The 14267-nt window shown below is 34.8% G+C and carries 15 protein-coding genes; all 15 read left to right on the forward strand.

Features of this window, described 5'->3' with window-relative positions:
• Position 1 precedes the first annotated feature (1 nt).
• The 15 genes from HMPREF1630_RS03965 to HMPREF1630_RS04035 all read left to right on the forward strand — a co-directional run bounded on the left by HMPREF1630_RS03965 (position 2) and on the right by HMPREF1630_RS04035 (position 14195).
• Positions 2-808, forward strand: coding sequence for a diacylglycerol kinase (locus HMPREF1630_RS03965; protein WP_004826814.1), 807 nt, complete (start codon positions 2-4; stop codon positions 806-808).
• Positions 808-1200, forward strand: coding sequence for a cytidine deaminase (gene cdd, locus HMPREF1630_RS03970; RefSeq protein WP_037327405.1), 393 nt, complete (start codon positions 808-810; stop codon positions 1198-1200). Before HMPREF1630_RS03965 ends, cdd begins: the two co-directional genes overlap by 1 nt.
• A complete protein-coding gene (era, locus tag HMPREF1630_RS03975) occupies positions 1197-2084 on the forward strand; it encodes a GTPase Era (RefSeq protein ID WP_037327325.1) in 888 nt (295 codons plus the stop codon). Before cdd ends, era begins: the two co-directional genes overlap by 4 nt.
• Positions 2065-2841: a DNA repair protein RecO gene (gene recO, locus HMPREF1630_RS03980; RefSeq protein ID WP_037327327.1), complete on the forward strand. Its 777-nt coding sequence runs from the start codon at positions 2065-2067 to the stop codon at positions 2839-2841. The genes era and recO overlap by 20 nt, the downstream gene beginning before the upstream one ends.
• A complete protein-coding gene (gene glyQ / locus HMPREF1630_RS03985; RefSeq protein ID WP_037327328.1) occupies positions 2831-3712 on the forward strand; it encodes a glycine--tRNA ligase subunit alpha in 882 nt (293 codons plus the stop codon). The genes recO and glyQ overlap by 11 nt, the downstream gene beginning before the upstream one ends.
• Positions 3705-5768: a glycine--tRNA ligase subunit beta gene (glyS, locus tag HMPREF1630_RS03990; RefSeq protein WP_037327331.1), complete on the forward strand. Its 2064-nt coding sequence runs from the start codon at positions 3705-3707 to the stop codon at positions 5766-5768. Before glyQ ends, glyS begins: the two co-directional genes overlap by 8 nt.
• Before the next feature lie 9 nt (positions 5769-5777).
• Positions 5778-6608, forward strand: coding sequence for a pyruvate, water dikinase regulatory protein (locus HMPREF1630_RS03995; RefSeq protein WP_037327334.1), 831 nt, complete (start codon positions 5778-5780; stop codon positions 6606-6608).
• Between the two features lie 19 nt (positions 6609-6627).
• Positions 6628-8160 (forward strand): glutamine-hydrolyzing GMP synthase, encoded by a 1533-nt coding sequence (gene guaA / locus HMPREF1630_RS04000; RefSeq protein WP_037327337.1) that lies wholly within the window; start codon positions 6628-6630, stop codon positions 8158-8160.
• 618 nt (positions 8161-8778) lie between these two features.
• Positions 8779-8994 carry a helix-turn-helix domain-containing protein gene (locus HMPREF1630_RS04010; protein WP_037327341.1) on the forward strand — a complete coding sequence of 72 codons (216 nt, stop codon included), beginning with the start codon at positions 8779-8781 and terminating at the stop codon, positions 8992-8994.
• The gene (locus tag HMPREF1630_RS09510; RefSeq protein ID WP_197049855.1) at positions 8991-9701 is read left to right on the forward strand and encodes a hypothetical protein; all 711 of its coding nucleotides are present in this window, start codon (positions 8991-8993) and stop codon (positions 9699-9701) included. The genes HMPREF1630_RS04010 and HMPREF1630_RS09510 overlap by 4 nt, the downstream gene beginning before the upstream one ends.
• A complete protein-coding gene (locus HMPREF1630_RS04015) occupies positions 9682-10968 on the forward strand; it encodes an HsdM family class I SAM-dependent methyltransferase (RefSeq protein ID WP_197049856.1) in 1287 nt (428 codons plus the stop codon). Before HMPREF1630_RS09510 ends, HMPREF1630_RS04015 begins: the two co-directional genes overlap by 20 nt.
• The gene (locus HMPREF1630_RS04020; protein ID WP_037327342.1) at positions 10955-12019 is read left to right on the forward strand and encodes a restriction endonuclease subunit S; all 1065 of its coding nucleotides are present in this window, start codon (positions 10955-10957) and stop codon (positions 12017-12019) included. The genes HMPREF1630_RS04015 and HMPREF1630_RS04020 overlap by 14 nt, the downstream gene beginning before the upstream one ends.
• A gap of 29 nt (positions 12020-12048) precedes the next feature.
• Positions 12049-12555: a restriction endonuclease subunit S gene (locus tag HMPREF1630_RS04025; protein ID WP_269319697.1), complete on the forward strand. Its 507-nt coding sequence runs from the start codon at positions 12049-12051 to the stop codon at positions 12553-12555.
• A gap of 11 nt (positions 12556-12566) precedes the next feature.
• The gene (locus HMPREF1630_RS04030) at positions 12567-13499 is read left to right on the forward strand and encodes a DUF4268 domain-containing protein (RefSeq protein WP_037327345.1); all 933 of its coding nucleotides are present in this window, start codon (positions 12567-12569) and stop codon (positions 13497-13499) included.
• Between the two features lie 69 nt (positions 13500-13568).
• Positions 13569-14195 carry a hypothetical protein gene (locus HMPREF1630_RS04035; RefSeq protein WP_037327408.1) on the forward strand — a complete coding sequence of 209 codons (627 nt, stop codon included), beginning with the start codon at positions 13569-13571 and terminating at the stop codon, positions 14193-14195.
• Positions 14196-14267: the final 72 nt, after the last annotated feature.

The following is a 14267-nucleotide window of genomic DNA, read 5'->3' on the forward strand; positions in this document are numbered from 1 at the left end:
AATGGATAAAAACTACGATGAACTTAAAGAAAATTTAAAAAAAGAGATTCTTGATGAGTTAAAAAAAGGCGAAGGCGAAGACTTTGAGCCCCTCAAATTAACTCACGGGCAAAAATTTTTGAAGGGTTTTGACTATGCCTATGAGGGGCTGGTTTATGCTATTAACCACGAAAAAAATATGAAATTTCACATCCTAGCATCAATCCTAGTCCTAATCGCATCTTTATTTTTCAACCTATCTAGGGTTGAGATGATGTTTTTAGTATTCTCTATTGCCTTTGTTATTGCCCTTGAGCTTTTAAATACAGCCTTAGAAGAGGTAGTAGATTTGGCAAGTGGGGGTAAGTTCTCAAAACTTGCCAAGGCAGGTAAGGATGTGTCAGCAGCTGCGACCTTTGTTGCAGCTTTGAATGCAGGCTTTGTCGGCTATCTAATATTTTTTGACAAGTTTTTAAATTTTTATGATTCAGTAATCCTAAAAATTGCAAGACGACCATCGCATTTGGCTTTAATTGCCATATCTCTGGTAATAATTTTGACAATTTTTCTTAAGGGAGTTTTCTATGAGGGCCACGGCACAGCCTTTAAGGGTGGTTTTGTTTCAGGCCATACCTCTGTCGCCTTTTGCCTTGCAACTGTTGGGATTCTTATGGTGAAAGAACCCTTGGTAAGACTTCTTCTTGTAGTCCTTGCCTTAATAGTTGCCGAGTCTAGGTACGAGGCTGATATCCACTCTGCAAGAGAAATTGTGAGAGGAGCCATACTTGGTACATCCATGGCTATGGCTATATTTGGGATATTTTCATGATGGACATAAAGGATTTGATAAAAAAAGCCATAGAGCTTAAGCAAAGGGCTTATGCACCCTACTCAAATTTCCATGTGGCCTGTGTCGTAATGACTAAGTCTGGCAAAATTTTTGATGGGGTAAATGTAGAAAATGCTGCCTATTCTCCAAGTCTTTGTGCTGAAAGAAATGCTCTTTCTACAGCCATTACCCAAGGGGAAAGAGATTTTTTATACATAGTGATAACTGGCGATAGTGACTACACCTATCCATGTGGAGTTTGCAGACAATTTATAAGAGAATTTGCAGATTTTGATACAAAGATAGTTGTGGCTAAGGATTGTGAAAACTACAAAACATATACCATTGAAGACCTCTTGCCAGAAAGTTTTAGTAAAAAGGATTTAGAATGAAATCAGGATTTATATCAGTTGTTGGTAGGGCAAATGTTGGCAAATCGACTCTTATGGAAAAAATTTTAAAAGAGAAAATTTCCATAATATCTAACAAGCCACAAACTACCAGAGATAAGATAAATATAATATACAATGACGAGGACAGCCAGCTTATTTTTATAGATACGCCGGGCATACAAAAACCAAGAAATGTACTCCAGGAAAGACTTTTAAGTTTTTCTAAGGATTCCCTAAATGAATCAGATGTCGTAACCTATGTGGTTGACGAGTCTAAGGAGATTGGCAAGCTTGATCAGATGATAATTGACGAACTCAGAAAAGTAAGAGTTCCTATAATTTTACTTATAAATAAAATTGACCTTCTAAATGAAGAAGAAATTGAAGAGATAAAAAATCTTTATGAAGAGGTGGGACTTTTTGATAAAATAATAGCCATTTCTGCCTTGGACGATACCAATGTGCACACCTATATAGATGGGGTAAAATCCTACCTAGATGATGGCCCGGCCTACTATGACAGGGACATGATTACCGATAAGACCGAGAGGTTTGTGGTTTCAGAAATCATCAGGGAAAAGGCCTTAAGACTTCTTTCAGAAGAGGTCCCTCATGGTCTTGCAGTTAGGATTGATGATTTTAAACAGAGAGATGATAAGGCCCTAATAGATATAAGGGCAACAATCATTGTGGAAAAAAATTCTCATAAGCAGATTGTTATCGGCAAAAACGGTAAAATGATTAAGCAAATTGGCATTGACGCAAGAAGTGAGATAGAGACCTTCTTAGATAGCAAGGTCAATCTCCAGCTTTGGGTTAAGGTAGAAAAAGATTGGCGCAAGAAAGAAAAGTTGGTGGACAGGTTTGGCTACGGCAGACCTTAAGAATATAAGGGGCATAGTCCTCAGGGAATTTAATTACAAGGAATCTTCCAAAATTATCGAAGTTTTCACAGAATCTATGGGCAAAATTTCCATATCTTGCCAGGGAGTTTTAAAGAAAAATTCTAAAAACTTAGCCCTTACAACCAGGTTTATCCTAGCTTCCTTTGACTTATATAAGTCCGGCAAGGAATTTTATGGTTTGAGGGAGGGAGTTGTTTTAAATCCCTACTACAAATCAAATAAAAATTTTGATATAATATTATATAAATCTGCGATTTGCGATTTATTACTTAGGACTATAGACCATATCCAGATTGGAACGGTTTTTACCCTCCTTACAAAGAGCTTTGATGCCTTCGAAGAGGCGGAAAAAAATCAAGTGAATATATTTTTAGGCTTTCTTCTAAAATATATTTCATTTTCTGGTTTCAAACCAAACTTTAAAACTTGTGGCATATGTGGTAAAAATATAAGAGGTAAATATTTGTATTTTTCACCAAGCGAGTCATCAGCAATTTGTGATGAGTGTAAAGATCAGATTTTTGATAGGGTCTTTATGACCTATGAAGAATTTATGTATTTCAACAAGCTTCTTTATACAAAATCTGAAGAACTTGAAGATATAAAATTGGTAGAATCTTATCCAAAAATTGGCAAAATAATAATAGACTATTGCCTAAAAAACCTAGACCTTGCGACCTATCCGTCGCTTGAATGGGTCAAAAAGGCGCTCGAAAGGAATGTAAATGTACTTTGAAGATTTAATACTAAAACTAGAGGAGTATTGGAAAGAACAAGGCTGTTCGGTAATGATTCCATACGACATCGAAAAGGGTGCAGGAACTATGAATCCTCACACATTTTTAAGGGCTCTTGGTCCTGAACCATGGAAGGTTTGCTATGTTGAACCATCCAGAAGACCTGCAGATGGTAGGTACGGGGAAAACCCAAACAGACTTTACCAACACCACCAGATGCAAATTTTATTAAAACCAACCCCATCTAATATCCAAGATTTATACCTAAAATGTCTTGAAACCATAGGCATAGATCCCAAAAAACACGATATTAGATTTGTTGAAGACAACTGGGAATCTCCAACCCTCGGTGCTTGGGGACTTGGTTGGGAAGTATGGCTTGATGGAATGGAAATTACCCAATTTACATATTTCCAACAAGTAGGTGGTATCAACTGTGCCCTTGAAAGTGGAGAGATTACCATAGGACTTGAAAGAATTTGTATGTACCTTCAAGACGTTGATAATGTTTATGACATCAAGTGGTCAGAGAACCTAACCTACGGTGATGTTTTCAAACTTCCAGAATATGAAAATTCAAAATATTCTTTCGAAGATGCGGATAATGAAACCCTAGAAACCTTATTTAACATTTATGAAAAAGAAGCAGGAAGGTTAATTGAGCTTGGTTTGATTTATCCAGCCTATGATAATGTTCTAAAAACCAGCCACACCTTTAACACCCTTGATGCCAAGGGAGCGATTTCTGTTTCAGAAAGAAACCACTATATCAAAAGAGTTAGAGACATATCAAGCCTAGTAGCCCAAAAATATATTGAAAAAAGAGAAGAGCTTGGCTTCCCTCTCTTAAGAAAGGAAAAGCATGCATAATTACCTATTAGAAATTGGAGTAGAAGAAATACCTTCAGATTATGTCAAAAATACCAAAATCCAATTAAAGGAAAAATTTGAAAAACTTTTATCTGAAAATAAATTATCCTACGAAGATGTAGAAATCGAATCTACCCCAAGAAGATTTATGGTCCTTTTAAAAAACGTGGCAGAAACTGCCCAGGCAGAAGTGATTTCTGTTAGGGGACCAAGTGCAAAGATTGCCTATGATGAAGATAATAATCCATCAAGAGCCCTTCTTGGCTTCCTTAAGGGCCAAAAGGCAGAGCTTTCTGATGTGATTATTAAGGAGCAGAAGGGCGAAGACTACGTTTTTGTCGAAAAGAAGGAAGAAAGCAAGTCCTTAGAAGAAATCCTAAAAGAAAATGTCTATGAAATTGTAAAATCAATTTCTTTCCCAAGATCAATGAGGTGGGGAGGCAAGTCAATCAGATGGGCAAGACCAATCAGGTGGTTTGTTTCTTTATTGGATGATAAGGTTCTCGATTTTGATGCTGAAGGCATTGAAGTAGGCAATATTACTAAGGGTCACAGGACACTTGGTTCTGATAAGATTGTTATAGAAAAAATTTCAGAATATGAAGCAAAACTTAAAGAAAATTACGTTATATTAAGGGGCAAGGACAGGAGAGATATTATCCTTAAGGGCCTAAATTCTGTATCTAGCCAAGTTGGTGGCGAATATATGAAAGACGAAGACCTCCTAGATGAGGTAGTAAATATCGTTGAATATCCTACAGTCCTAGTTGGTGAAATCGATCATTCCTACCTAGAACTACCTAGGGAAGTAATCACTACTCCTATGAAGGACCACCAAAGATATTTTCCTATCCTTGATGATAAGAAAAAACTTTTACCTTATTTCTGCCTAGTCAGAAATGGGGATGACTATGAAAGCCAAAATGTAATTGAAGGAAATAAAAAAGTTTTGGTTGCAAGGCTTGAAGATGCGAAATTCTTCTATGGCCTAGATGCAGCTAATACCTTAGAATCTTATGTCAAAGACCTTGATAACCTTGTATTTTTTGAAGGTCTTGGCAATATGGGTCAAAAAACAAAAAGACTTGTTGAGCTTGCAGCAAGCTATCAAAAAGAACTAAGTCTTGGCGATGACATAGCAGAAGATGCTAAAAGAGCAGCCTACTTGTCAAAGGCAGACCTTGTAACAAGGATGGTTGTAGAATTTACTGAACTTCAGGGAACTATGGGTGCAATCTACGCCCTAAATTCTGGCGAAAACCAAAGAGTAGCCACAGCTATTAAGGAACAATACCTACCTAAAAACCAAAACTCAGAGACACCTAAATCTGTAGTAGGCATCCTACTTGCCATAGCTGATAAGATGGACTCCATAGTTGGTCTTTATGCTATAGAAAATTATGTAACAGGTAGTCGTGACCCATTCGGTTTAAGAAGGGCAGCCCTTGGAATAATTAATATAATCTTAGAAAATGGTATCGACGTTGATATCAAAAAGCTAATTTCCGAAGCGCTCTTAGTTTACACAGAGATTAACGCCCTAGCCTTCGACTACGATAAAACCATGGATGAGACCCTAACCTTCATCAAAGATAGGCTTAAAAACAAGCTCTTAGATGATGGCTACAGGTATGATATAGTAAATTCAGTAATAAATACAAACTTCACAAATCTATTGAAAATGAGCGAAAAAGTTAAGGCAGTCAGCGACTTTATAGGAGAAAATGACGATTCGCTTTCATATTTAATTAGGATAAATAACCTAACAAAGAAAAGTGAAGCTTCAGAAATCAGAGAAGACCTCCTTGAAACAGACCTTGAAAGAAAATTCTACGAGGAAATCACAAAACTCGAAAACTTTGGCCTTGTAAGCAGCGCTGACTATAAGAAAGAATTAGAAAATATCCAAGCCACAAGCCTAGTAGGAAATGACTATCTAGACAACACAATGATAAATGTAGACAATGAAGAAGTTAAAAACAATAGGCTAGCCATGCTAAACTTACTCAAGAGAAGAATGGCTAAAATTTTTGATATTTCTGAGATAGTAAGATAGGAGATAGTGATGGAAGATGTTTTAACGATTGTAATTATAAGTGATTCGACAGGAGAAACTGCAATCAACTATATAAAATCTGTTACCAGCCAATTTCCAGACCTAGAAACAAGGGTAATTAGAAAACCGGATATAAGTAGTAAGGCTGAGCTAGATGTAATTATGGATGGCCTAGATAAGGAATCTGTAATTGTAATGACAATAGCGAATAAGGACCTAGCCCTCCACCTAAGAGCTAGGGCAAAAAAAGAAAATATAATTGTGCTTGACATCCTCTCCTATGGTATAAATAAATTTGAAGAATTGACAGGCATGAAGGCAATCAGGCAACCGGGCCTCACAAGGACTCTCTCAACCGGCTATTTCAATATGATAAATGCAATAGAGTTTGCTATTAAATATGATGATGGAAAGGATCCAAGGGGATTTTTGGACTCTGATATAGTCCTAGTTGGCGTATCCAGAACATCAAAAACTCCTACAACTATGATTCTGGCCACCAAAAATTTCAAGGTATCAAACCTACCCCTCTTGCCAGAATCAGAAATTCCTCAAGAGCTATTCGAGGTTGATCCTGACAGGGTAATAGGTCTTGTAATTGATCCAGATAAACTTTCTAACATCAGGTCTCAAAGGACCAAAACACTTGGTCTAATGGGAGAAAGTAAGTATTTTGACAAGGAAAGAATCAAATACGAACTAAACTATGCAATGGATGTCTTCAAAGACCTTGATTGCAAGGTCATTGATGTGACCGAAAATACAATCGAGCAAACAGCTACAGAAATTATTGAATATTACTTTGAAAAATTCCCAGAGGAAAGGGAAGAAAAGAGCTAAGACTCAAGAAGGGAAGACTATGTCAAAAGAAAAAATCCTAGTATTAAATTTTGGTGGTCAGTATGACCAACTAATTGTAAGACGTGTTAGGGAAATGGGTGTATTTGCAGAACTATACGAATGCGACACCGACCTTAAAGATCTTGATTTAAACAATCTTGCAGGAATAATCCTAACAGGTGGACCACAATCAGTAAACAACGAAGAAAGCCCAAGGGCAGATGAGAAAATCTTTGACCTAGGAGTACCAGTATTGGGTATCTGCTATGGTCACCAATTTATAAACTTTGTATTTGGTGGGGAAGTTGAAACACCAAACCTCGCAGAATATGGAAAAACAGAATTACAAGTAGACACAAATTCAGAACTATTCAAAAATATTCCAGAAGAATCAATCATCTGGATGAACCATAGAGATAGGGTAGCAAAAATTGCTGACGGATTCAAGGCAACAGCAAAGACAGCAAATACAGAAATTGCAGCCATGGAAAATGATAAAAAGCAAATCTATTCTGTGCAATTTCACCCAGAAGTAGTTCATTCTGAATATGGCAGGGAAATCTTAGAAAACTTCGTACTAAACATATGCCAGGCAGAAAAAACTTGGAAAATGGCAGACTTCGCCACAGAAATTATAGAAGAAATCAAAAATAAATACGCAGGCGAAAAAATGATCTGCGGCCTATCAGGTGGGGTAGACAGCTCAGTTGCAGCAACCATAGTCTCAAAAGCAATCGGAGATAAGCTCCAATGTATCTTTGTAGACCATGGACTACTCAGAAAAGACGAAGCCAAATCTGTAATGGAAACCTACAAAAACCTTGGCCTCAACGTCAAAATGGTAGATAAGTCTAAAGAATTTTTAGACCTCCTAAAAGGAGTATCAGACCCAGAAACCAAGAGGAAAATAATCGGCAACCACTTTGTCGAAGTCTTCGAAGAAGAAGCCAAAAAAATCGGTGGAGCAAGCTACCTAGTCCAAGGCACCATTTACCCAGACGTAATAGAATCTGGCAAAGATAAGGCAAGTGTTATAAAAAGTCACCACAACGTCGGCGGTCTACCAGAAGACATGGACTTCAAAGGTCTAGTAGAGCCACTAAGAATGCTCTTTAAAGACGAAGTAAGAGCTGTAGGTGAAGCCATCGGCATCCCACACGACATGGTATGGCGCCAACCATTCCCAGGACCAGGACTCGGCATCAGAGTCATGGGAGACATCACCGAAGATAAACTAAGGATAGTCAGAGAAACCGACGCCATCCTAAGAGAAGAAGTTAAAAACTTCGGCTTAAATGAAGACATATGGCAATACTTCACAGTCTGGACTCCAATTAAAACAGTAGGAGTAAAAGGCGACGCCAGAAGCTACGACAACGTAGTAGCCATAAGAGCCGTCACCAGCACAGACGCAATGACAGTAGAAGCCGCCAACCTCCCATACGACCTCCTCCAAACCCTATCAAACAGAATGATAAACGAGGTAGAAGGAGTAGGCAGAATAGTCTACGACATAACCAGCAAACCACCAGGAACAATTGAATGGGAGTAGTCCCACCATCTAAGGGTGACCGATGCAATTGCATCGGTCATTTTCGAGACGAAGCAAAGCTGAGTCCGAAAAACTAAGCGAAGAAACTGAAAGTTTCTGAGAGGAATTGCGAGCAATATTTTTTACGTTTTCCACCATTTATCAAGGTGCGAAGCACCGCAGAATAAATGGATGGAAACCCTTCTGCAGGGAAGAAAAGCCGACGCGACGAAAAGGATAGTTGGCTTTTCTGATTCGCTGAGTGGGAGTTTTACCCGAAAAATAGCGAGAATCGCGGAGAGCAGTGAAACTACGATTTTCGTTAGTCGCAAAAAACTAAAAAACCTTGTAAATTCAATGGATACAGAAGATGGAAAACTGTAACCGGGATTAAAATGGGAACATTTGTAAAAAAGGATAAATTGAATAATAGTACCAATTGTTATACATGAGGACAAAAAATTAGACCGTAGTTTTAAACTGCGGTCTTTATTTTTATGGAATTTTTTAATCGTTTGTAATAATATTTTGCTAAAATTTAAAAATATAAAAATCTTAGACCTGTAAGAAGATTTGGAAATATGATACAATATATTTAAATGTAATGTCGATTTTTAAAATGACAAGGGAGCGAAATTTATGCAAAACTTTGGCAAGATTATTTTTAAAATAGACCAAGTTTTAGAGGAGAAAAATATAAGCAAAAACAAGTTAGAAAAAGAAGCAAATCTTCAAAGGACACAACTTAATTCTTATTGTAATAATAAGGTTAAAAGAATAGATTTAGAAACAATAGCAAAAATTTGTTATGTGCTGGAGTGTGGGGTTGAAGATATTATGGAGTATGCACTATGAATATAAAAGAAAAAAGTACAGATTTATGGGTCTATGATTTACTTAAAGAAGCAGAATTAAATTTAGATGCACAAGGCTCTACAATAAAGGAAATAAATGATGCACTTAAAACTGCGTCTAAAAGAAGAACCGGCAAAGTTGGATTTCCGGAATATGTTGGGATAGTTAAAGATTTTGTTATTGTTATAGAAGATAAAAGTTCTCTTTCTATGCATGAAAAAAGGACGGATGATGGAATAATAGCAGAAGATGTTTTATCAGTTTGTGATTATGCAGTTAATGGTGCATTATTTTATGGGAAACATCTTGTAAAAAATACCTCATATACAAAAGTAATAGCAATTGGCGTATCAGGAAATGAGAAAAAACATAGAATAAGTCCAATATTTATTAATGATAGGCTTGATTATTATGAATTACCTGAAATTGAAACCTTTATTTCTTTTAATGAAAATAATATACATGAATACTACACAAAAGAAATTCTAAAAGAAAATACTAATTTTGAAAAAGAAACAAAGGAAATTTTAAAAGATGCCGCTTTATTACATGAAGATTTAAGGAATTATGGATCGATTCAAGATAAGGATAAGCCATTAATTGTATCAGGCATATTATTAGCTTTAAGAGAAATTGAATATGGGAATTTTTCAATTGATATGCTTACTGGAGATTCTAATAAGACTGATGGAGAAAAAAATTTATGATGCCATAAGAGATAATCTTAATAGAGCACGTGTGTCTCCCGATGTAAAAAGAGATAAATTGTTAAATCAATTTTCTGTCATCAAAGATACTACAAAGATAAATCAAATTGAACCCAATTTAGGTAAAACTCCAAATAAACACTATACTGAGTTTTTATATAAAAGCATATATCATTCTATAAGATATCATCAAAGTGGTGAAGACTATCTAGGTAGATTTTATGGGGAGTTTATGTCATATTCTGGTGGCGACGGTCAGGCATTGGGAATAATTTTAACTCCTAGACATATAACTGAACTTTTCTGTAATCTACTAGATTTAAAATCATCTGATACTGTCTTAGATCCTTGCTGTGGAACAGCTGGTTTTTTAATAGCTGCCATGCATGATATGCTACAAAAAACAGATGATTATAATGTTAAAAAACATATTAAAGAGAAACAGCTTATTGGAGTAGAACTTCAATCATATATGTTTACGATAGCAACTACAAATATGATTTTAAGGGGTGATGGAAGAAGCAACCTTGAAAATGAAGATTTCTTGATGCAAAATCCTGCAAAACTTCAACTTAAAGGTTGCAATGTGGGTATGATGAATCCGCCTTATTCACAAGGCTCAAAAGATAATCCTAATCTCTATGAAATATCTTTTACAGAACACTTATTAAACTCTCTTGTAGAAGGTGGTAGAGTAGCGGTTATTGTCCCTCAATCGTCAATGACAGGTAAAACAAAATATGAAAAAGAAACTAAGGCTAATATATTAAAACATCATACTTTAGAAGGTGTCATTACCTTAAATAAAAATACCTTCTATGGAGTTGGAACAAACCCTTGTATAGCTATTTTCACTACAGGCATACCACATCATAGGGACAAAGTTTGTAAATTTATAAACTTTGAAGATGATGGATATGAGGTTGCAAAGCATGTAGGGCTTGTGGAAACACCCTCAGCAAAAGATAAAAAACAGCACCTACTTGATGTGTGGTTTGATAGGATTAATGCCGAAACAAAATTTTGTGTTGAAACAACCATTGAATCAGATGATGAATGGTTGCACTCTTTTTATTATTTTAATGACGAAATACCTACTGACGAAGATTTTGGAAATACAATTGCCGATTATATAACTTTTGAAGTCAATATGATAACCCATGGTAGGGGTTATTTATTTGGTATTGAAGAAGAAGACGATGAGGAAGACATTTTTGATGATAAGTTATTAGCTGCAGAAGATGGTGAAGACTATGAAACAAAATAGATTATCACTTAATGATGCTGAGTGGGGAGAATTTAAAATATCAAACTTATTTGAAATAGAGTTATCCAAAGGAGATAATAAAGCCGATTTATTAAATGTAGGCAGGATTCCGTTGATTTCGTCGGGATTAAACAAAAATGGTATAACTAAATTTGTTGATAGCGGAGATGGTAAAAGTGAAATAATAGCAAATAACACAATAACTGTTGATATGTTTGGTCAATCTTTCTATCATTATTATAATTATTATGCAGTATCACACGGAAGAGTAAATATTTTGCATCCAAATTTTAAAGCGAATAAATTTATTTTGTTATTTTGTGTGGATTCAATCAATAAAAGTACATGTAATATTTTTTCGTATAATAGGATGTGTTCAAGTACGAGGCTTTCTAAACTTAGAATATTACTACCAATAGATAATTTTAGAAATCCAAATTGGCAATTTATGGAAGATTATATAAAGCAAGAACAAAAAGATATTGCTCAGAAAGTTATATCCTATTATGAACAAAAAATGCTTGAAACTTCTTTTGATTTAGTAGGCTTTGGAGATGTTGAGTGGAGAGAATTTATTTTTAATGATGTATTTAGAAAAATACAAAGAGGGAAAAGACTAAAAAAAGATGACCATATAGAAGGGAATATTCCTTATATTTCTTCAACTTCACTAAATAACGGCCTTGATCAATTTATAGGTAATGAAGATAAGGTTAGAAAGTTTAAAAACAATATTACTCTTGCAAATAGTGGGAGTGTAGGGTCATGTTTTTATCATGAATATGAATATATTGCTAGTGATCATGTAACATCTTTAACTTTAGATAAAGCTGATAAATATATTTATTTGTTTATGGCAACTATAATTAAAAGACTAGAAGAAAAATATTCATTTAATCGAGAAATCAATGATAAAAGAATAAGGAAAGAAAGATTCATTTTACCTGCTGATGAAAATGGCAATCCACATTGGGATTATATTAGTAAATTCATGCAAAAGTTGGAAGCTGAAAAACTCGAAAAAGTGCTTGAATATATATATATAGGTTAACCATTTCTTATGATTCTAAACTAATTCAGCTGCATAAAAAAGAATGGAAAGAATTTTGGCTTGAAGATATTATTTATATAAAATCGGGTGTAAGACTGACAAAGGCAAATCAAAGAGATGGAAATATACCTTTCATAGGATCGACGGACAATTGCAATGGAATAACTAATTTTATTAATAATAAAAATTCTAGTTTGGATAATAATGTATTGGGTGTTAATTATAATGGTTCTGTAGTAGAGAATTTTTATCATCCATATGAAGCTATTTTTTCAGATGATGTGAAACGCATACATTGGTTAGATAAGAACCAAGAAGACAGATATACTTATTTATTCTTAAAACAAGCTATACTTCAACAGAAGGTGAAATATGCTTATGGATATAAATTTAATGCTGGACGTATGAAAAGACAAAAAATCATGTTGCCCGTCAAAGAAGATGGCACAGCAGATTATGACTATATGAGACAATACATTCAAATTGAAGAGATTAAGCAAAGTTATAAGATTTTGGATTATTACAGAGAAATATAAGAAGGTAAAATATGAGTTCAAATATTCCATTAGGAAGACTAAAAGAAGTAGATATTAGAGAGTTATGGGAACATGAGCAATATAACTTTTCGAATTGGTTAGCGAAAGAAGAAAATATTGAATTGATTAATGAAACAGTGGGTCTTACGTTAACCGATATAGACAAGGAAGTTTATGTTGGATCATATCGTTGTGATTTATTGGCTGTTGATGAAACGACTGATATCAAGATTATTATAGAGAATCAATTAAATTCTACCGACCATGATTACCTAGGAAAAATTATCACTTATGCATCAGGACTTGATGCCAATGTGATTATTTGGATTGTAAAAGAAGCAAGAGAAGAGCATAAAAGTGCCATTGAATGGTTGAATAACAACATGGCAAAAGAAATTTCTTTCTTCTTGTTAGAGATTAAGGCTTATAGAATTGGGGATTCACTTCCAGCGCCAATGATCAAAGTAATTGAGAAACCTAATGATTTTATTAAGAGTAATAAGAGCATCAAGGATGGAGACTTATCTAAAACTCAAGCTGAAAGACTTAATTTTTGGACAGAGTTTAACCGTGTGATTACAGAGAACGGGAAGCCTTTCAATATCAGGAAAGCAACTACTGACCATTGGTATGATGTAGCAATTGGTACAAGTGACGCACATATCAGCATTACCCTGGTAAATAAAGATGGAACAATCGGTGTTGAGCTCTATGTTAGGGATAGCAAAGATTTATTTGATAATCTGTATGAGCATAAAGAAGAAATAGAAAACAAACTTGGTTTTAATATGCACTGGGAAAGGTTAGATGATAAGAAAGCATCTAGAATAAAGTCATACATCACTGGTTTAAATTTTAATAAGCAAGGTAACTATCCTGAACTTATGAATCAAGTTATTGAAAGAGTTGTTAAAGTAAGAGATGTTTTTAAGGGATATTTATAGTGTTTTAATACTTGATAATGTTCCTAAAAATTTCAGGAGAAAAAAGTCATACATAGCGTGGGGGAAATATTGAAAGAAAATAATAGGACATCAATAGGTGGTATTCTATTGGGACTACTATTGATTGGGGCGATTGTATATATTTTTGTTTGGCTTATAGGAATATTGCTAAACTATATTGGTAATCTAGCTCTCAAGTTGGATCAAATAGCATCAAAGTTAGATGCTGTGGTTATTGTTGCCGTTATATCAGGTACTGTGTCGATTATAGGGGTAATAATTAGTTCGATCATTTCGAAAATTATTGAATATCGTCAAAATGTCAAAAGGTACTTATACAGTAAAAAGGAAGTACCATACACGGAATTTATAGAGATGGTTTATAAAATCCAAGAGAAAATCAAAGAAGGTGATGAATATTCGGAAGAAGAAATGTTAAAAGATGTATTTAGCTTTTCTAAGAAATTGACTTTATGGGGATCTAATAAAGTCATAAGAAAGTGGTTACAGTTTCGCAGCAAAAGTGCAGAAGGGAATATAAATCCAAAAGAGACACTTTTTCTCTTGGAGGATATAATATTTGAAATTCGAAAAGATATGGGACAATCTAAAAGAGGGTTAAAGCAAGGCGATATACTAAGATTTTTTGTAAATGATATTAGTGAACACTTGCCGAATAAAAGAAATAAGAATTAATATTGCACATCCAATACTGGAACTGGGACGGGACTAAAAATCTAAAAACGTCCTATAATTAGATGGATTTAG

The sequence above is a fragment of the Anaerococcus lactolyticus S7-1-13 genome (assembly GCF_000758765.1).
Lineage (GTDB): Bacteria > Bacillota > Clostridia > Tissierellales > Peptoniphilaceae > Anaerococcus > Anaerococcus lactolyticus.